The sequence below is a fragment of the Joostella sp. genome, assembly GCF_048266025.1.
GTDB classification, from domain to species: domain Bacteria; phylum Bacteroidota; class Bacteroidia; order Flavobacteriales; family Flavobacteriaceae; genus Galbibacter; species Galbibacter atrarenae.
Genome location: NZ_JBLXAF010000006.1, coordinates 106927 through 126098, shown reverse-complemented (window position 1 = coordinate 126098; position 19172 = coordinate 106927). Strand labels below are relative to the sequence as shown.

Sequence of the window (19172 nt, the reverse complement as noted above, 5' to 3'; positions counted from 1 at the left end):
AGTCAAAACCCCGTAAATTTTAATAGTTTTTGATATTTACAGAACTTTAAGCGTTATTTTTTAGCCTTTTTAATAAGCTCTTTTATACGAGCATCACGCTCTTCATCGGTCATTGTAATCTTATCCCCGTCAGTAGTTAAATCCTTCTTGTCAATTAAACCTAAATCTCTAGCTATTATGTTGGGATTTAATTGATTAGAAGCTGCTCCTTCAAACTTTTGATTGTATATAATCTGTCGTGCACGTGTAGTGACTCCAATAAAATCATTTCTTTTTTCGTATAACTTAAAGCCTTCTACACTGATATCCAAGTAGTTACACATTCCTTCAATAGTGAAAGGTCGCATCTTTGGCACTTCAACTATTTCAAAGTTTTTAACTATCTTAATCACTTCACCATCTTTCTCATCCTCTTCTACAAACCTTCCTTTAACTACTTGTGATTCGAGTATAGGGTTTAACAAACACCATTGGAAGTAATCATTTATAGCCTCTGATAAATCCTCTGGAGTTTTAAATATCTTATCTCTTCCGTCTTTGCTTCTAAGTTTCCAATATTGATTTCCTATCTCTCCCATGTTTATGTATTTAAAAATTCTAGTCTTTCCCAGTGTCCGTCTTACGAATATTTAGGTGCTATGAAATACCCTATCCAAAGGTTCAGAAGTACACCAACTAACTTTCGCATATCCGCGTCCAACATTAGCGACAACTAAGGATTAAATTCACTTCTGATTATTGTTTTTTATATACTCTATAGTTACATCTATTGCATTACCTAATTCAGTAGGGTTTACCATTTTCATTTCAGAAGTAACGTTTTTATCTCGCCTCCATTCATTATGTTGTTCCAATACTTGTAATGCTCTTTCTATTGTCATATCAAATCTTTTTCTCTAAACTCAACATACTCTTCACTTGCTGCCAACTGATTAAACAAATACCTACCTTCATTCAAATACCTCACACGCTCATTAATGCTAAAATTCCTTTCGATTTCTCCATGTTCGTCCATGGAGTAGAATAGCTTCTCGCTTCCTATTACGTCCATGTTTTTGTATGGTGTAAGTCCAGCGTTGTGTATTCTTCTTGTAAAGTCCGTATGCTCATATAATCCTAATCCAAAACCTTCATTAAAGCCGCCTACTTTATCAATACATTCTCTAGTGAAATACAACATACATCCATTTGGAATCTGACTAATTTTAAAGCCATTTATTTCTTTTGACTGTCTTTTAGGTGTGCCTTGGTATGCTTTATCGAAATTGTAGCTTAAGTGGTGAATACCGCTTTTTATATAGGGTAATTCCCAGCCTTCTTTTATCGGATAAATATCATCATCAAACAAGAAGATGTGTTTTGAACCAGTATTGTAGCAAAGCTCTAGCGACTTGTTTTTTGCTTTTGGTATTCCTGCTCTTTCTATGAAAAAATGATTAACCCATTCAGCATATTGCATTAGGTTTATTGAATGACTTGCATCATCTACAACAAAGATTTCAGCGTTATTAGGTTTGAATCTAATAAGCCTATCCAAAGTCGTTAAAAAAGCCTCTGGTCTATTTCGTGTCGTTATGCCTATTGCTATATCTGTCATTACTTATGCTTAAACCAAGAAATTTTATTATTCTCAAATGCTTTAAAACTCGTACACACTTCACGTCCATACATAAGTTTATCATTGAAATAAGTATAGGCTACAAAGTTGAATAACCCCATATCTCCCTTTTCTCCTACTGATAAATCTTTTTTGAATGCTACGTTGGCGTAATTCGTGAAGTAGTGATCTAAGAATATTCTTATGAACTCTTTTACAATATCTGTTTGACCTCCTATGATGCCAGCATTTACAAGTGTCATATTGGAATAGTCTTTAAAGAAGTTTTGGAGGAACCTAGCTTTGTGATTTTGTCGCATCCAATCACTACCTAATGTTGTTGGCTCGTAACCTACGTACAAAGTGTTTTCTTGGATATAGTTAAAAGGATTCTTAAGTACTTCAACATCTGTAGCATCTATACAGAAAACAGTATCATAATGTCTTTCTTGTAAAAACTGATATATACTTATCCATCTTTGGAAGTATGGATTATGAGAGGCTTCTGTTTTGATGTAAAAAACATTTTCATCAAACCCCTCAAAGGCATCTGTTAATACAATAAGCTGGACATCTTCTGGTATGTTATCTATTAAAGCGTCTAGTTTACTTTCATCTGCTTCAAAATGCGTGTTTCTTTGTGGGTCCTTAACGCTTGTGAAATATGTTGTTATGAATGCTGTTTTAGAGCTTCCATCTTTATAAGGCACAAAGTCTTTTGAATCTTTAAGAGATCGATATAAAGCATCATTCTTTTTTATTTGCTCTTTTCTGTCTGTACCAAAAACTGTACTTTTTACTTTTTGATGCTCGTCTAGCGAGTATATTAATTTATCACTACCAACAACATCTGCATATTTAAAAGTAGTAAGTCCGTTATTGTAGATTCTATCTGATAATTCTGGATGCTCCCATCCCCATTTGCCAAATAATGGATTCATGCCTCCGACTTTCTTTAAAACCTCTCGATCAAAGTAAAGCATACAACCACGTGAATGAGAGTATGCTTTTAGCTTTGAATCTTCAAAAATGAGTACATTGTCATTAAGGTTTTTTTCAGTCGAAAAGTCTTGAAAAATATACATAAGGTGAGGCTCCTTGCTATTTATGTAAGGCAAGTGCCAATTTTCACTTATGCAATACGTATCGTCGTCAAATAAAAATATATGGTCGCAATCGTCTAGCAGTTCAAAGCATTTATTCTTTGCTTTAGCTATCCCTACGTTCTTATCAAATCTGAATGTAGCCTCTTTAATAGGTAAATCACTAGCATCGTCAATAACTACAATCTTAGCATCCTTTGGAGAATACTTTTTTATCTCTTCAAAAGATTCTTTAAATACCTCGTATCGGTTATGTGTTGTTATGCCAATCCCTATTTTCATGCTGCTATCTGATTATATTTAATTTTATAATTCTCTATAATCTCGATAAGCAAAATGCGGTCATGCTTATAACCTACTCGCTTGTAGTATTTCATCGTTTGCTCTAAATCATTAAAGCTTTTTTGACCTATTTTTTTTATTAAATTATCTCTATATGGTAGAAGGTTTCCGTGTAAGAAGTTATTACAACGTAAACATTGTTTATTTACGTTCCTTTCATCAAATCTAACAGCAGCATGATGTCCAGCACTAAAAAAGTGTCCAGCGTGCATAACACCAGAATAAGAGCCACAAGATATACAGCCGACCTTAGCATCACGCTCTCGGATATATCTATTGAAGTAGAATGTAGCTTTATCTAAAAGCCACGGCAAACTTCTTGATTTATACTTACTGATTGTATTTGAATCCAATAAAGGATTTTAACGGAACCTCGATTGCCTATATTTAAAATATTAGGACTTGAATCTTCTGCATATCTAGCGACACGCTCATAGCAAATATAGTAATTTTCAGTTAATTACAATTATTTTAAGCATAAAAAAAAGAGGTTTTTATACCTCTTTTTTGTTTATTATTTCACCATGCTTTATAACAAAGTATAACTTACCTTCTTCTGCTCCCCATTCTGGATTCCCATAGCCTATCTCAATGCCTTTGTGTTCCAGTTCGATTATCCTTTCCGTATCGGTTGATTTTGGATAACCTAAAGTCATTTTGTTTACCTTTAAACTTTTAAAATCAAGTATATTTAAGCTGCTCATAAAACTATTATGTAAATTAGGAAACAAACCATTTGATTCACCCACATAACCCCAATTGCCCACAAGTCTTTTAGCCCAATAAGGAGTTATTTCCCTATAATCTTCGGTTTTAATTTCTGCTTTAGTCATTTCAAACCATTTCTTTTTTAAAGATAGTTGTAGTGTTTTCATAATAGTTTAGTGTTAAGTATTGATTGTTTGTCTACTGAAGCATCGTACCAGCTACCGCTATTTCCATTTTTTACCGTTCTAGCATTTTTAGCCGCACACTGCAAAACTTCTTTAGCATAGCGTTTAGCTATTTCTTCAATATCTTTTGCTAGCTTCAAATTATCATAACCATTGTCATTATCTATTCTGCTTGCTATTTTTTCTAGTAATGTCATAATTGTTTAGTGTTTTTAATTTCCTTTTCAATTTCTGTAATTATCTCGTTGAAGTCTTTACTATCTACAACCCTTAGTTTTTCGCCTGCTTGTGTTTCTATTCCAAATACCCATTCATCAAATTTCTGGCGTATCAAATCACAAATATTGTTGGAATTATCATAGATAGCCTGTTCGCTTGTTGCTGGGTACTCTTCTATTATTTCGGCTAGTTGGTTATCTTTACCTCGGCACAAAAGAATAGACGGAAGGTAATAAATCTCTATCCACACGTTGCTTGTGTATATATCTACATCAAAGACTCTATTTTCTTTTTTTATTTCGAATATGACATTTCTAGCTAAACATCTAACTCTCTTTGCGTTCTTAAAATGCTCTTTTACTACTTCTAGTGTTTTCATTTGTTTGGTGTTTTAGTTTTAGTATACCTGCATTATATATACCTATCCGTTAACTACAAGCACTACTTTTGTGCTTCTTTATCAAGTTTTTTGTAATGTCGTATAACATACCCAAGCTTATCCTTAAAATTAACCCTTCGTAATTGTTGAATAATATCTCTGAATTTTTGTGCTTCATCATACGGTATCATTGAAATAAGTATGTCATCGTGTTCACAATGTATTGTTTCCATAAAAACATCTTGCGTTAATCCTTCATCGCAATGGTCATACATTTTTAATCTTGATGCTATTTCAGCACAATGTTTGTGAGTTTTCCAGTCATAAACTTGACCATCGTGTTTATGCGTAGATTTTATGTAAATATCACCTTTAGGTATTCTACAAGCACAAAAATTACAGCTATGTACTTTAATCGCTTTCGTTTCTTTTGGGTATGTTAATGTTTCCATATTATAATTAAGTTTTTAGTTTAAATCCCGTATCAGTATATAACACGGTATATATTGCATTCGTGCCTCACGCACCATATAATTGTCCGTTACTCCTGCTTATTATAAATTTCATTAAATTTAATAATCGCTTCTTTTTGCGCTTCGTGTCGAGAATTAAATACTTGCATTATTCCCTTTATTTCAGAGTAATATTTTTCATAGCCTCTAGATACTTTTGCAAGCACCCTGCTCTCTATATCATCTTCTACACTATCCGCAAACTCTTGTATTACTCCAAATTGCATTGATATTGGTAGGTTATAAAATACATCTTGTAAATCTAAGCTTCTACCAATATAACTTCCTCCTATAAAGGATAAATCAAATATATCTGTGTTACTTTCATAGGTTTCAAACCACGTTTCAAAATCCTTTTCGCATTGTCCTGTTAGTAGTTTCATAGTTCATTCATATTAATTGCTAAACCTTTATCTATAAGTCCGAAAACGTCAAAGTGCCATTCTATCATTTTAGAAATAACTTTATACGGAAAATTATTTATGTTCCTGTAATCCATATTTAAAGATAAATCAAGAGGTATTTTTAACTCATTGTAAGGGTAAAATCTATCTCCATTATAATCTATTTCTTTGGTTAAATCGCTTAAAGGTCTTAGGACTGGTTTACAGTTTTTAGATTCATAATTTGTATCGTAGCCATCTATAAATATTTCCTCTTTTGTTAACCCTTCAAGCTCCCAAATAGATGTATCACCATCTTCAAAATCTATAAAATAATTTATCTTATAAGGTAAATAAGGTGCTAAATGTTTTAATTCTAGTTTCATAATCTATTTATTTTTTGCGTCCATCTTATCAATGAACTCTATTAGTTTTTCGGTTGTATTACAAAAAAAGTTATGAGGTTTAACCGTAGTTTCAATCTTCATTACCCCTTTTTGTATTATTATAGAAGATAAGTAACTCCTGGAGTCTATTAACTCCTGTAATTCGTTGATTGCGTCTGTTATCATCTCAAAACTTTTTTAGTGATTCCTATAATACTATCCTTGTCTTTTCGATAGGCTTTAATTACAGAAGATATCTCTCCTACTTCTTGTATCTTAGTGGGTGAAACTTCTTTTATAAAATCATAAAAAGCATTGTAAACATCATGTAAAGAATCCTCTTTGATCTCTTCCATGTTGTCGAACATTCGCTCTTTAACCGAAAGCTCTTTTATTACTCTTTTTAATAAATTTTGCGTTCTTAAATTAAGTGTTGGCTGCTCATTTTTTCTAAGCTCTTCTGTATAATGTAGTGCTATCGTTGAAGATATAACGCTATGTATTACTTTTTCCTCGAATTTCATTGTGATGTTGTTTTATAACCCAGCTGTCAAGGAATACTTGACAACTGAATTTTGTTATTTATGCTAGTTCTAAATCGAAAAGTGTCGGCATTGACATCTTATATTCTATTGACTTTAAATAAAACAAACCATCATCGTAATACTCTGGATTGAGTTCAGCCGAAACAGCTTTTCTTTTCATTTGAATAGCTTTATAAGCAGTAGAAAATAAGCCGCCGAAAGGATCATCCACTAAATCGCCTTCATTTGTAAAACGAGTAATTAAACGCTCTATAATATCTAGTTGAAGAGCGCATATATGCTTCTCTTTCTTCCTGTTTACTTGATTAGCATTAAGCGTATTCATTCTGTTAATATCAGTCCAAACCATATCAGAATTAGATATTGGCGGTATAGTCATAAATAGTTTAGATAATTTACCGACTGAATCTAAATCATTGCAAACCCTTAAATGTTCTTGGAAATCATAAATTGTTTTCTTGTCATAATCTTTCCACATGTTGAATACTGTTTTCATATCTGCAGTAGATAACTCTTTTGAACTTAAAAAACGGTTTCCGGATGATTTCCAATACGCATGAGCATCTAGTTGCCAAAGCGATAATAAGTATTCGTCTATTTTTTTAGTAACTGGATCGTCTGCATAGGCGTTATTTGATTCCGTAGGTGCTTTTCTGAATAACAAAACGTACTCTGGCAAACCAACCCCCATCTTTGTGGCGTCCTTTCTTTGTTCCCCCCATGTCAATCTATAAGTTTGATTATTCTCTCTAACAACATCTGTTGTAATAGTTATTTTCCCAACCAAATAAAATCCGTGTTTTTCAAAGTGTCTAACTGTTTGACCGCTGAAATCTGAAATAGTAGTAAATGAAGTTCCATTTTGGTAAGAATATCTTATACGGTCCTTTACATGAATGGCAGCTATTCTACCAGGTTTTAAAGTTCTGTGAGTCTCTGGAGTTAAAAAGTCCATTTGTTTAAAAAATTCATCATTCCCATAGTTGTGTCCGAAATCATTGTAGTTATCAGAATACTCGTAATGATCCCCGAACGGAATTGAAGTTAAAATCATTCCAGTAGAATTACTTTCCATTTCCTGATGAATGATTGTAGTATCTTCATTATAAACTTGTGCGTCACCTACTTTTGCGCTTCTTCTATTTTTAAAAATTTGTCTTTTCATGTCGGATGTAATTTTATCGGAGTTAAGGCCATACTCCCTAACTAGGTTGATCATTTCTTCTTGTAATTCAATATGACGTTGCCACTTTTCTTTAAGTGTTTTTAATACTTCTCTTTCGTTATTTGTATAAATGGCATATACATTAACCTCTTCACTTTGTTTAAACCTGTGGCATCTATGTATTGCTTGTATGAAGTCGTTAAACTTGTAATCAATGCCCACGAATATCATATTGTGACATTCTTTCTGAAAGTTGCAACCAGATCCTGCAATCTTTGGTTTAGATGATAGTATCTGATATCTACCATGTTTAAAGTCGATAAGCAGCTTTTCTTTTTCTTGGTTTTTTTGAGAACCATAAACAGACCTTAAGTCCGCATATCCGCCTTTAAATTTCTTTTCAATAGCAGTCCTTTCAGCTTCCAAATGATGCCATAGAATCCAATTCTTAAACTCTCCATTTTCTTGTACGATTTCAAAGGCTTTATTAACCCTTAAATCAATACTTGAAGATTTTTCTCTGGAGGTATCAATAAGACTTTTAGTAGTGTCTTTAAACAGAACTATATCACCGTTTTTATTGTAAACAACTCCGTCTGGAATGTTTTCAATCTCAACCTCTTTAAAGTTTAATTTTGGCAGATCATAACCAGTATCGTCATATCCTAAATCAGAAGGTTTATTTATGAAAACCGCCCAAGTAGATACCCATTTCCAGAACTCTTCTTTTTTGTTTGGATATAAAGTAAGTTTACCAGCTTTAGTGCTATCTCTTTGAAAGAATCTAGTTAACGCATGACCTCTGTCAATAACACCTAAATAGTCAGCATAATTAAGTATTTCAATGTAGTTGTTTGGCGTTGGTGTGGCCGTAGCTACAAATCGATAATTAACTTTTCTAAAATGCTCTAAAACGTAGTTTGTTGTTTCAGTTTTTAAGTTTCTTAAAATAGATGCTTCATCAAAAGAAACACCTCCGAACTTTGTCGCTTCTATATCTCCTTTTCGTACACGTTCGTAGTTGGTGAGATATATACCTAACTTTTCAACAGATACATCATCAGAATCAGTTATGTAAGTTATATCAAGTCTATTGTTGAAATAATCACGATTATCGTCTTTAAACTCCCCAACCACACCTAAAGGCATACAAATAAGAAACGGCTTTTTTGTCTTTTCAATTACTTGATAAGCTATTTCTAACTGCATTGCAGTCTTAGTAAGTCCAAAACTTGCAAATATTGCTCTTCTACCTCCTCTAATAGCCCATTGAGTTATCTCTTTAGCGTGTGGTAGTAAATCACCTATACACGGTTTAGGTTCAAATCCTTCTGAACCAGCTACTACAATTTTGTTTTCTAAGAATTGTTTATAGTTCATTTTTAGATAGATTTAAAAGTTTATACTCGTCAAAATTGTAATCACTAAAATGAACTAGTGCGTGTACATTCTGGTTAGGAAGTACAGCTAAATTTTCAACAGAATTATTATGTTTATTCTCATCGATATGATGTACTACCTCGTATTTATTTAGTCTCCTTTTTAAAACTATTTCAGCTACTATTCTGTGTTCGTGAACTCCCCCTGTTTTAGGGTATGTAGTCGGTTTAATAGAATCTCTTCTATCTATCATGTAGCAATCTCTACTGCAGTAGTTTTTGTCACAATCTAATTCACAAATAAATTTTTTGAATTTTGACTCACATCTACTACATGTAACTTCTACTTTTGTTTTACTAGCTTCGTATTTGCATTTTTTACTACAATACTTACCTCTTCCTTTTTTTAATTGACATGGCAACTTGTGGTGAATTTCACCACAATTCAAGCAATTAAGCTCTATTCTTTGTTTTCTCATTTTCTTAAGATGTAATAGAGTAATAGGTGGCGCCTTGCCTATTACATCTTTGGTTAAACTTAACTTGTTGTTACTTTGTTTATTATTAAATTATACACGTGATTTAGTGATTGTTCCAAAGCTTCGTTAATAGTTTTGGAAGTGTGTTTGTAGGCTCCAACTGTTTTCTTTTTTTTAAAAACAGCTTGTCTACCATCCCAAACACAAACTGCTAATTTAAATCCGTTTGTTTCTGGATAAATTTTAATATCATTCTTTAAAAGAAGGCTTATTTTATTGCTTGGACTTTCCATAATTAAAACGGTATATCATCTTCTTTTTCTTCTAAATCAAAGGCATCAGAAGGGTTTACAAATGGAAGTGAACTATCTTCTTTTTCTTCTATTGGATTGTTTAAATAACCTGGGATATATTCACTATCAGAAGCATAATATCTGCCAGAAGGCAAATGATATTTAAACCTTATTTTTTCCCCAATTTTACCTTGAAAACTAAATTTTGTCTTAAGGTTTATAAACTCTGTTTCATCTTCAACTCCAGTATCTTCATTTTCGAAATATCTATAAATTGCAAATCCATCATGTGTTTGATTTCTAAAATCTGCTGAACCCGAAACATCATAAAGTGAAGGACATGAGTAAAGTCCTGTCTCTTGGTTTTTCTGCATTTTTGTTGGATGCGCTACCACAAATATTATTACGTTATTTCTTTGAGCGAATGAAGTGAGTTCTGTAAGCACTTCATTAATTAAATCAAGCCTATTGCCTTTTTTATCAAACTGTACTTTATTGAAAGCATCTACAACAAAAATATCTATACCAAAAGCATACATCTGCTCGTTGAACTTATCAAACAACCACTTCCAAGTTGGTGACTCATTTTTTTCTGGTCCAGTAAAGTAAATTCGCTCGTCTGCCCAATCTTTATAAAGCTGCTTTTCTTCAACAGACATCCTCGGAACACCATCAACTTCTCCAAAAAAAGGCTTTCCTATAAATCTTTGTGCAAAACTTGCGTGGTGCAACTGCATTGGATGATGTTCTGGAGAAAACCAACTCCCTTTCATTCCATAATCTTCAAGCAAATTCATTACATACCAATCCAAAGTATTACTTTTCCCATGTGAAGGTATCCCTGTAACTATAACTAAGTGACCTCGCATTGTAGAGAAAATATCTTTTAACCCTCCGAAAGACTTTGATTTTGGATATATAGTTTCTGGCAATCCGTTCTCGTACAAATCATCAATATCATCTGACAAATCAGAAACTGTAAAGGTTCCGCTAACTGGATATCTTTTTACGTTTTTAATACTGTTTTCAAGTATACCAGCTATTAAATCACCATTTGCATCTTTATACTCGAATTCAATCCTTTCGCATCTCCATCTACCTAGTCTTTGCGCTATCTTTTCGCTTAAATCATTTCCTTTAATGTCATTATCTGTGCAGATATAAAACTTTTCAATTCCAGATAAATACTGCTCTGAATTTTTCCAATAATCATCATTATCATTCGCTCCATTAGGAACACTTATAGCGTTTTTAATTCCAACTTCTCTTAACGCTAAAACATCAAATTCACCCTCAACGATATAACACTCCTTTTGCCCTATAATTGAATTTATGTTGTAAAAAATACTTTTACCTCCTTTGCTTTGTGTGAACTTCTTATCCCATGTTCGATACTTTTTATTAACAACCTTCTCCCCTTCGAAATAATTAAAAACTAAATTATTTACTTCCTTTTTTGCCGCAGGCTGATAATACACTTCTTCTGTCACCTTCAAATCAATTGCAGTTGACTGACTTATTTTTCGCTCATTTTCAAGCCATTTAACGAGGTTTTCAGATAATTCCGTATAGTTTATCCAATTTTGTTTCGGAAGCTCGTAGGATTGAGCTTTTTGCTCTCTATCGAAGTCTTTTAAACTCTTTTTGTTGCAGTAATGACAAAAAGCAACTCCTTTTGTGATATCCACCGAAAGAGATTTATCTGATTTATTGGATCTCGTATCAATGCATTCTGGACACTTGAATTTGTGGCTTCCAGACATCTTGCCTTTTAAATCTATATTTTCCCAGTCAAAAAATTCGTCCATGGCTAAAGTGTGATGTCGGTTGGTGATTTAATTTTCTTTTTAGATTGCTTTTGTTTTGGATATTTTCCAGCTCCTATGCAATTTTTGAAATATTTAGAATACTCTTTCCATGTTTCTAGGTTCCTGCCTAATGATTCCAAATCAGAATTAAATTGACTTAAGCTTAGGTCTAAGTTTTCTGGAGTTATTTTCATGTTTTTACAAAAAGCACTTCTAAGGTTTTTTTCTTGATACCTAAGTTTTAATTTTTGAATATTCTCAAAAACATCATCGGATGTTGATGATGTTTTTTTTCTTTTTTCAACATCATCTTCTTTACTTTCATTTACTCTACTTTCCTTTACTTTACTTTGTGTACTTTCTTCCGTAGTTAATGGAGTTTCTTCCGTAGTTAATGGAGTTTCTACTGGATTATTTCCAGAATTATCTCGAATTAAGTTTAGTTTTTCCCTTATAATTACGTTGGTTCTCTTTGAATCCTTACAAGCTTTCTCGTATCTTTCTTGAATCTCTTTTGATGTTATAAACCCATTTTCAAACATTTTTTGATTAAAAAATCCAACTTGAACTGACTTATTTATTATTTCTTTAGCTGCACCCTCAGTAACGCCAACTTCATCAGCTATTAAAAAAGGTAAATCTTTATCCCACTCAATGTAATACCCTTTGTTTCTATAGATATTACATAGCAGGCAAATAAGCACAGAGATACTTTGTGGACCACAAGCCATTTTTATTTTTCTAACTTTTATATTCTGATAGAAATCTACATCTATACTGAAATAATCAAGTCCTGTTTTCCTAGGTCTAGCCATAATAATTAATCGTTAATTTTACTTTCAAATCGTTCTTCTAAAACATGATCTGTCGATGCAAATCGGCAAGTAATGTCAAGCTCTTTTAATGCTGCATACGCATTTCCAATTTCATCTAATGGAACCATTAAAACAGCCTCTTTTCTTTGGCTAAAAATCACATCAAGATCCATTTTAGGATATAGTTGCACTGCTTTTCTAACAGTACAATCGCTAACTCTAAAGCTCCTAGCAGTTTTTGAATAATCTTTAGTGTTGTAAATGAAGTCATAAGCCATAGCAGGCTTTAAAATTTCAATTTGCTTTGCACGTTTTCTTATCCAAGGTTCTTTTTCGGTTTCCAAATTCATAACCGTTCAATTTTTTCAGCTACTGCATTGTTATAGGTGTTCTCTCTGGAGTCTATTCTTGCCGTTGTTGTAAATGATACGTCAACTTTATCCCCAGACTTAAAACCTCCTGCTTTATGCATAAGCGACTTTCTAAATTCAATTGCCCAACTACAACCTATATTAACACAGTCAGCTATTACAGCTATTCGTTTAGGTGGGTTTGATTTTACAATTACTTGTTCTATTATTCCGATTGTCTGCATGGACTATTTATTTAAAATGGTAAGTCGTCGTGATCTTCTGATGGCACATCTTTAAATTGATCTTCGTTATACTCTTGAGGCTCTGATTCTCTTCTACTCCAAAGAATTGCGTTTCCAAAAATTGGAGTAGCTTTTTTCTCTTCATCTGTCATTTTTTCAAAAACCTCTTTAGGTAGGTTCTGCTTTATTAAGTGAGTATCTTTACTATCTCCTACCTTATTCTTAACCTCAATAGCTGTAAAATCACCATAAACGCCTTTTTCTCCTTTAAATAAGTTATTGGCATCTACTGGAATTATTAAAACGTCAACTTCATTTCCGTCTTTATTTTTCATTTTTTTAAAAACGTGCTTGAATTGTCTAAGATTGATTTTAATTGAAATGTTTCCCATGATTATAAATATTGTTTTGATGTTTGTTTACTAATTTCCCTTTCTATTTCTCTAAGCGACACTAAATCGTCTGGTGTTGGTAAATACAATCCTTGTTGTGCTGAAAAGTCTCTGAATCTGTCTATTGCAAGGGTTGTTTCTGCTGTATTTAAGTCAGCAGTTGAACGCCAACGTTCAATACTTACAACTCCTTCCACTTGTTCGACATAAAACAATCCAGCGTTTACGTGTTTTTTATAGATTTCTTGTTTTACCTCTTCTAGTGTATAACCGAAATGCAAACCGAACCACGAAAAAAGAAGGTGGACGTAACTGTTTTGAGGAATTGAACGCTTTGGATTTTTTACGGTTAATTCAAAGGTTTTTTCTTTTTCAATTAACCAATTAAGTCGCTCTTTTGCTTTTTCAGCTTCGGGTTGTATTTTGGCGTTGTAGATCATTTAATACTTAATTTTTACTACTCCTACACCTATTCCATTTATTACTGCTTTAGCTTCTCCATCTGGCGTATAACTTAATGCAGTATAAATTGCAGCAATCACTCTATCATCTAATGTTTGGTGTTGTGAAAATGTTTCTCCAGTTCCAGAATATTTTTTACGCTGCTTTTCGTTGTGTCGCTCAATAGTTTTATTTGATTCTATTAAAATTGATAGTGTAGTTGTTACTGGATTAAGTGTCTTTGTTGGTCTATTTTCCCTAATTCCCATCATCCAAAATTGCCATTCAAGGCAAACTCCTATTATATCTTTTGCTTCTTTTATTTTCATTTTAAAAAGGTTTTGTAAATCATTTAATCTTTTTCTTTTATTATTGTTATAATCCAAATAATAAACCCCGCTATTGAAATAAATATCTTAGGGTATTCATCTATTAATTCTATAAAATCCCTCATTTCAAAATGGTTCTTTATTAAATTCTATTTCCATCCCATTATTCGCCACACTAACATTCTTTCCAGTTAGTTCTGCAACTTCTTTTTGAAACTGCTTTTCGTTCGAATTGCTGTCACTTAAGTGTATTAAGCAAATGTTGTTAACCTTACTTAAGTCATTCGCTTGCAATAACTCTTTGCAGTATTCAAGTGATAAATGAGATTTTAATATTCTATTCCTTAAAAACTCGGGAGAGGCGCCAGCCTTAACCTTTCGGTCAATGATCTCCCGAGAAAAATTAGATTCAACAATAATGTTGTTTAGGCCTTTAAATGTGTACGGACAATAAAAAGTATCTGTTAAAAACAATGTATTTCCGCATTCTGGATGATTGATAAAAAAGCCAACCGTTGGAACGTCGTGTTTTACGTCAAAAGGCATAATTTTAAAGCTGCCAGCACTAAATGATGTACCAGATTGTATTTCTATTGAATTATGATGTCCTAATGTTTTCATTTTAACATGAGTTTCCTTTTGTGCGTATAATTTTATTCCGTTCCCTACAATATCTTTACTACACCTTGAATGGTCAAAGATGCTCGTGGCTTAAAACCACGCCTCGCAACTTTTGAAGATTAAAATCAAGTGCTTTTTTTATCTCGCTGATTTTAACACCACACTCAATCATTAAGGATTCGTTTTTGCCTTCCAATATGTAGCAATTGCCCTTTGATCCCGAACTAATTATTTTTAAAGTCATGACGTCAAAAATTCCCATTTATAACCGCCTGCTTGACTTCTTGTCCGCCCTTCCTTATATTCTTTTTTATTAGCAACTTGAAGAATATTTCTTGCGCATACACCAGTTTTTTTAGCTGCTTCTGTACTGTTTTTAAAAACATTAATCATTTTGTTTTTTAAGGATTTCTGTACAATTTTTTTAGGCTTTATTTCTTGATTGTACTTTTTTAACCCAGACAACATTGAAGGCTTTATTTTGACCGCATGCTTAACGTTTTCACTGGGCGTGCACCATTCTAAATTTTCAACTCGATTATCAGTTTTTATTCCGTTCTTGTGGTTAACAAAAGGCTTGTTGTCTTTATTTGGGATAAAGTGTTTTGCTACTAAACGATGTATTTTTATAGATTTATACTTGTTTCTAGTTTTCAATACTATATTCAAATACCACCCTTTTGAGTTTTTATTAGAAAGAATATATCCTTTCGGATCTTTCTTAAAACTTTTAACCCTTCCTTTAGAGCTTATTGCATAAACTCCTTCAAACCCTTTAATTGGTTTCCATACTTCTACACTCATGATTTTTTTGTTTTAAAACCCTGGTCCATCTTGTTCAACAACTTCTTTTTGTGGTTCTGACGCAACTTCCTCATGCACTACTTCCGCATCTTCAACATCATCAAATCCTATTTCCTTTTTGTTGGCTTTTTGTGAAACCTCATAGGCTACATCTGCAGAAGTAGTATCAATTCTTTCTCCCTCATTTTCAGTATATAAAACACTATCATTCGAACCTCTAATTAATAATTTACAAGCTCGATTAATAACAGTTTTCTTTGCCATTTGGTCTGGAAAGTTTTTATGCGCTGGAGAGTTTCCATTCATTGCGCCTTGATTCCAGGCAGCTTCAATTTGCTTAATGTTCATTATTTCGGTATCAATACTGCCGTCAACCATGTGCATAATAGCGTAAGCACCTATCACTTTTCCGCTACCTAAACTTTGAAGTGTTTGCTTGTGTAGTGTTACTTTTTTACAACCAGTAGTTACATCATTTTCAAACTCAAATTCATCTCCTTCGAAAATTGCGTGCGCCTTGATTTCTTTTAGACCTCCGTATCTTTTTGCTAAAGCAATATTCCCAGTATATTCAATAGAACAATCAAGTTTATTGCCGTACATAATAAAGTCACATTGCTTTTTTAGTGGAGACAATCCCCAAACAACCATTTTAAGTAAAGCGTTTGCAATGCTTTCCTTTGTGCAATGGTCTAAAGCTTTTTGCTTTTGTTTGTTTTCGGTTTCTGAAAGGATTAAATAAGCTGATTTAAGAGCGTTCTCTGGAGAGTAATCTTTTGGAAGACTTAACTCTCCTGTTTGTTGAAATCCTTCAATCTTACTTAATACTTGTGCTGAAATATCTTTTTTAATTTCAGCTACTTGTGTGTTTTTGGTTTGTGTACTCATTTTGAATTTATTTTAATTAATTGATTTTTTGTATTTAAATTTATCTACGCCTTTTCTAAGCAATGGAATTGTCAATGATTCCTCCAAAGACCAACCCCTTTTTAACCTATTGTGCAGAGCTTGAATACTAATGTTAAATTCTTCGGCAAACTCAGATAAAGTTTTAGTATCTCCTTTAAAAGTTAATAACCTAGAGCTGGTTCTATTTCTACACTGAATCTTATCTGTTACCCACCTACAATTTGATGGCTCATAATTGCCGTCTACGTCTATCCTGTCAATGCTGAGATTATTCTTATAACCATTATTAATTGACCACTTATGAAAATTCTCATAATTCATCCAAGAAGCGCAAACTTCAACACCTTTACCTCCATATCTTGGATATTCTACAACCCTACTGTTGTTACATCTAGTTTTCATTCCAGACCAAATTCTAAATAGTCTTGTTTTGGTTCCATCTGCATTTTTAGATAGTCCATGTGTTTTAAGAATATTTCTCCCTGTCATTGCAGCTTTTTCTTTTTGTAGACAACCACAGCTTTTTGTGTTTCCTTTTTTTAAAGAAGTTGTTGACGCTTTAGTGTAATTTCCGCAAACACAAACGCATTTCCACACCTTATTTCTATAATTATCAATTCCTATAAATGAAATGATGGTTAGTCGATTAAATTTTTTGCCAATCATTTCCATTATGCAGACTGATTTATAGGTTTATTTGACAACACACTCACCTTGTCATATTCATCGTTAACGTATAGTCTTATAAGCTGGCTATCTATTAACATAGTATTAGTCACTGATTCCGCATTATCAATCCAAACAGGACAAGAAATCCCATAATAATCACTCAAAGCTTGTATTATACTTAAACCCGCATTGATTCTGCTTGCTGTATTTGCATTTGAAAACGGCACACCATCAATTAAAGCCTCACAAGTTTCGTTTAAACCTCCGTTAATTTGAACATCAAACATTTTAAAGTTTACCATCTTGAATTTGGCGTTAATTTTACCTTCTAAATGCTCTATTTTATGCTTAATGAAATTCTCAATTACAAACTCCTCTTTTTCAACATCTGCAATTTGTTGAGCGAGTTCTTTTTCTTGTTTTTCAAGTTCTGAAATACGATCGTCAGCACGCTTAATCTGATCTTTAGCTTGAAGTTTAGTTTTGATGCCGTCAATAACATCTAAAATGCTTTGACGTTCTTTTATAAGTGCTTCATTGTCAGCCTTTGGTTCTTTTTGTAGTTCAGCACGTAGATTACTTATTTTAGCTTTAAGAGATTCTATGTCTTTATTCGAAGCTAATAACTCGATATAAACATCTTCAACATCTAATGTTTCATCACTTGCAGGAATAGACTCTATTTGCTCTTTTAAATCTTTTATTGTTGACTTAATAGATTCTATTGTCTTACTTCCTTTTTCAATACGCTCGGCTGTTTTTGTGGATTGCTCTTTATAGCTTTGTAATTCAGAAGCTAATTGTTTTCCACTCGAATTTATAGCGTTTAACTTTTTAGATTTATTTTCTTTAAAGGAAGCTTCTAATTCTGCTTTTTTTGAATCAATATCGTCTAGCTCTCTGTTGCATGTAGGACATTTACAATCGCTTTCGTCAAGTTTAAATTCAGTAGCATTTTCAGCATTCCACTCTTCACGCTTTTTAACGATATCAGATTCAATTTGCGAAATGTTAGACTGAATGCCTTCCTTTTTGGTTTCTAGCGTTTTTAAAGCATCTTCATACTCTTTTAGTTCTGATTCTTTGTCTGTTAATTTTGAGCGTAAAGAATCAATTTCAGAAGTATCTGGCGTACATCTTTTTTCAGATTCTTTTCTCGTGTCGCTTTCGATTAATTCAACTTTAGAAACTAAATCATTTAATTCAACTCTTTTCGCTCTTACCTTATCTAATTCTGATTGAAAAGCCTTGTTTGAATCGTTGATTTTTTCATCAATGCCAGTTAATTTAATTTGCTCAACTTTTAATTCATTCTCTAATGCTTCAAAGTTTATAGCATCTGGCTTGCTTCTGTCAACTTCATCAATTCTTGAAGGAATTAATTTAAGTTCGTCTTTAGCTTTTTTAATGGAAGCAGCAATTTGTTTTTTGTATTGCTCAATATCTTTGCCGTCCGACAACTTTTTAAGAAGCTCCTCATAAGCTGTATTTCCTTGTGCCAAATCACTATCAGAAACACCACCAACAAGCTCTATTAGTAAAGTTCTTTTATCCTGCCATTTAAGCGAATCAAAAGCGAAAGGGTTTGTTAATAGCTTAAATAGGCTCTCTTCTATAATTCCAGAAACTTTAGATAGAAATTCTTTTTGCTGCAATGGAACACCGTCCCAGAAATACTCTGTTGTATTTCCAGAAAATTCAGAATTTAATGAGCCTTTATTTTTAACCCACTTTTCACGCAACATTCTGCTTATTTCAATATCTCTACCATCAACTGAAATAACAGCTTTAACCTCGTGCTCTAGCTTCTGTATAACGTTATTGTTTTTGTCTAATGTTTTAACTTCAAAACCAGAACGTCCATTTGTATCTTTTCCAAACAATAACCACATCCAAGCATCTGCAATAGTGGTTTTTCCAGTTCCATTTGCTCCTAAAATATCTGTTAAGTCATCGCTTAATTCGATATTTAAGCTTCTAATTCCTTTGAAATTTCTAAGGATTAAACTCTTGATTTTAACTTCTTTTTTCATATTTTTGCTTTGTGTTTAACGCCCCCGAAAGGGGGTTTCTTTATTTAATAAATAGTGTTTCGATTATCCACTTAAAGAACA

At 32.7% G+C, this 19172-nt stretch carries 28 protein-coding genes; all 28 read right to left on the bottom strand.

Annotated elements, in window-relative coordinates; all coding sequences use genetic code 11:
• Positions 1–53: 53 nt before the first annotated feature.
• The 28 genes from ACN0TY_RS11595 to ACN0TY_RS11460 all read right to left on the bottom strand — a co-directional run bounded on the left by ACN0TY_RS11595 (position 54) and on the right by ACN0TY_RS11460 (position 19091).
• On the bottom strand, positions 54–578 hold the full coding sequence (locus ACN0TY_RS11595; RefSeq protein ID WP_417444629.1) for a DNA-packaging protein: 525 nt from the start codon (positions 576–578) through the stop codon (positions 54–56).
• 147 nt (positions 579–725) lie between these two features.
• Complete coding sequence (locus ACN0TY_RS11590) at positions 726–881, bottom strand: hypothetical protein (protein ID WP_417444628.1); 156 nt, start codon at positions 879–881, stop codon at positions 726–728.
• Positions 878–1597 (bottom strand): glycosyltransferase family 2 protein, encoded by a 720-nt coding sequence (locus ACN0TY_RS11585; protein ID WP_417444627.1) that lies wholly within the window; start codon positions 1595–1597, stop codon positions 878–880. The genes ACN0TY_RS11590 and ACN0TY_RS11585 overlap by 4 nt, the downstream gene beginning before the upstream one ends.
• The gene (locus ACN0TY_RS11580; RefSeq protein ID WP_417444626.1) at positions 1597–2982 is read right to left on the bottom strand and encodes a glycosyltransferase family 2 protein; all 1386 of its coding nucleotides are present in this window, start codon (positions 2980–2982) and stop codon (positions 1597–1599) included. Before ACN0TY_RS11580 ends, ACN0TY_RS11585 begins: the two co-directional genes overlap by 1 nt.
• The gene (locus ACN0TY_RS11575) at positions 2979–3395 is read right to left on the bottom strand and encodes a recombination protein NinG (protein WP_417444625.1); all 417 of its coding nucleotides are present in this window, start codon (positions 3393–3395) and stop codon (positions 2979–2981) included. Before ACN0TY_RS11575 ends, ACN0TY_RS11580 begins: the two co-directional genes overlap by 4 nt.
• Positions 3396–3536: 141 nt before the next feature.
• Positions 3537–3917 carry a hypothetical protein gene (locus tag ACN0TY_RS11570; RefSeq protein WP_417444624.1) on the bottom strand — a complete coding sequence of 127 codons (381 nt, stop codon included), beginning with the start codon at positions 3915–3917 and terminating at the stop codon, positions 3537–3539.
• Positions 3914–4132: a hypothetical protein gene (locus ACN0TY_RS11565; protein WP_417444623.1), complete on the bottom strand. Its 219-nt coding sequence runs from the start codon at positions 4130–4132 to the stop codon at positions 3914–3916. Before ACN0TY_RS11565 ends, ACN0TY_RS11570 begins: the two co-directional genes overlap by 4 nt.
• Positions 4129–4533: a hypothetical protein gene (locus tag ACN0TY_RS11560; protein WP_417444622.1), complete on the bottom strand. Its 405-nt coding sequence runs from the start codon at positions 4531–4533 to the stop codon at positions 4129–4131. The genes ACN0TY_RS11565 and ACN0TY_RS11560 overlap by 4 nt, the downstream gene beginning before the upstream one ends.
• A gap of 62 nt (positions 4534–4595) precedes the next feature.
• Positions 4596–4985, bottom strand: a complete 390-nt coding sequence (locus tag ACN0TY_RS11555; protein ID WP_417444621.1) for a hypothetical protein — start codon at positions 4983–4985, stop codon at positions 4596–4598.
• Positions 4986–5074: 89 nt separating this feature from the next.
• Positions 5075–5428 (bottom strand): hypothetical protein, encoded by a 354-nt coding sequence (locus ACN0TY_RS11550; protein ID WP_417444620.1) that lies wholly within the window; start codon positions 5426–5428, stop codon positions 5075–5077.
• Positions 5425–5814, bottom strand: coding sequence for a hypothetical protein (locus ACN0TY_RS11545; RefSeq protein ID WP_417444619.1), 390 nt, complete (start codon positions 5812–5814; stop codon positions 5425–5427). Before ACN0TY_RS11545 ends, ACN0TY_RS11550 begins: the two co-directional genes overlap by 4 nt.
• A gap of 182 nt (positions 5815–5996) precedes the next feature.
• Positions 5997–6338 (bottom strand): hypothetical protein, encoded by a 342-nt coding sequence (locus tag ACN0TY_RS11540; RefSeq protein WP_417444618.1) that lies wholly within the window; start codon positions 6336–6338, stop codon positions 5997–5999.
• A 58-nt stretch (positions 6339–6396) separates the two neighbouring features.
• Positions 6397–8904: a DNA methyltransferase gene (locus tag ACN0TY_RS11535; RefSeq protein WP_417444617.1), complete on the bottom strand. Its 2508-nt coding sequence runs from the start codon at positions 8902–8904 to the stop codon at positions 6397–6399.
• Positions 8894–9157 carry an HNH endonuclease gene (locus ACN0TY_RS11530; protein ID WP_417444616.1) on the bottom strand — a complete coding sequence of 88 codons (264 nt, stop codon included), beginning with the start codon at positions 9155–9157 and terminating at the stop codon, positions 8894–8896. Before ACN0TY_RS11530 ends, ACN0TY_RS11535 begins: the two co-directional genes overlap by 11 nt.
• A gap of 284 nt (positions 9158–9441) precedes the next feature.
• Positions 9442–9675 (bottom strand): hypothetical protein, encoded by a 234-nt coding sequence (locus tag ACN0TY_RS11525; RefSeq protein WP_417444615.1) that lies wholly within the window; start codon positions 9673–9675, stop codon positions 9442–9444.
• A 2-nt stretch (positions 9676–9677) separates the two neighbouring features.
• Positions 9678–11483 (bottom strand): bifunctional DNA primase/helicase, encoded by a 1806-nt coding sequence (locus ACN0TY_RS11520; protein ID WP_417444614.1) that lies wholly within the window; start codon positions 11481–11483, stop codon positions 9678–9680.
• A 2-nt stretch (positions 11484–11485) separates the two neighbouring features.
• On the bottom strand, positions 11486–12298 hold the full coding sequence (locus ACN0TY_RS11515) for a DUF4373 domain-containing protein (protein WP_417444613.1): 813 nt from the start codon (positions 12296–12298) through the stop codon (positions 11486–11488).
• Positions 12299–12303: 5 nt separating this feature from the next.
• Entirely contained in the window at positions 12304–12648 is a 345-nt protein-coding gene (locus ACN0TY_RS11510; protein ID WP_417444612.1) for a hypothetical protein, read from the bottom strand.
• Positions 12645–12893, bottom strand: a complete 249-nt coding sequence (locus ACN0TY_RS11505) for a hypothetical protein (RefSeq protein WP_417444611.1) — start codon at positions 12891–12893, stop codon at positions 12645–12647. Before ACN0TY_RS11505 ends, ACN0TY_RS11510 begins: the two co-directional genes overlap by 4 nt.
• Before the next feature lie 11 nt (positions 12894–12904).
• Positions 12905–13228, bottom strand: coding sequence for a hypothetical protein (locus ACN0TY_RS11500; protein ID WP_417444610.1), 324 nt, complete (start codon positions 13226–13228; stop codon positions 12905–12907).
• A gap of 59 nt (positions 13229–13287) precedes the next feature.
• The gene (locus ACN0TY_RS11495; RefSeq protein ID WP_417444609.1) at positions 13288–13725 is read right to left on the bottom strand and encodes a hypothetical protein; all 438 of its coding nucleotides are present in this window, start codon (positions 13723–13725) and stop codon (positions 13288–13290) included.
• Positions 13726–14055, bottom strand: coding sequence for a hypothetical protein (locus ACN0TY_RS11490; protein ID WP_417444608.1), 330 nt, complete (start codon positions 14053–14055; stop codon positions 13726–13728).
• A gap of 126 nt (positions 14056–14181) precedes the next feature.
• The gene (locus ACN0TY_RS11485) at positions 14182–14676 is read right to left on the bottom strand and encodes a hypothetical protein (RefSeq protein WP_417444607.1); all 495 of its coding nucleotides are present in this window, start codon (positions 14674–14676) and stop codon (positions 14182–14184) included.
• A 73-nt stretch (positions 14677–14749) separates the two neighbouring features.
• Positions 14750–14848: a hypothetical protein gene (locus tag ACN0TY_RS11480; RefSeq protein ID WP_417444606.1), complete on the bottom strand. Its 99-nt coding sequence runs from the start codon at positions 14846–14848 to the stop codon at positions 14750–14752.
• A 68-nt stretch (positions 14849–14916) separates the two neighbouring features.
• Positions 14917–15480, bottom strand: coding sequence for an NUMOD4 motif-containing HNH endonuclease (locus tag ACN0TY_RS11475; RefSeq protein WP_417444605.1), 564 nt, complete (start codon positions 15478–15480; stop codon positions 14917–14919).
• Between the two features lie 12 nt (positions 15481–15492).
• Entirely contained in the window at positions 15493–16368 is an 876-nt protein-coding gene (locus ACN0TY_RS11470) for a recombinase RecT (protein WP_417444604.1), read from the bottom strand.
• Positions 16369–16380: 12 nt separating this feature from the next.
• Entirely contained in the window at positions 16381–17061 is a 681-nt protein-coding gene (locus ACN0TY_RS11465) for a hypothetical protein (protein WP_417444603.1), read from the bottom strand.
• Entirely contained in the window at positions 17061–19091 is a 2031-nt protein-coding gene (locus ACN0TY_RS11460; protein ID WP_417444602.1) for an AAA family ATPase, read from the bottom strand. The genes ACN0TY_RS11465 and ACN0TY_RS11460 overlap by 1 nt, the downstream gene beginning before the upstream one ends.
• Positions 19092–19172: the final 81 nt, after the last annotated feature.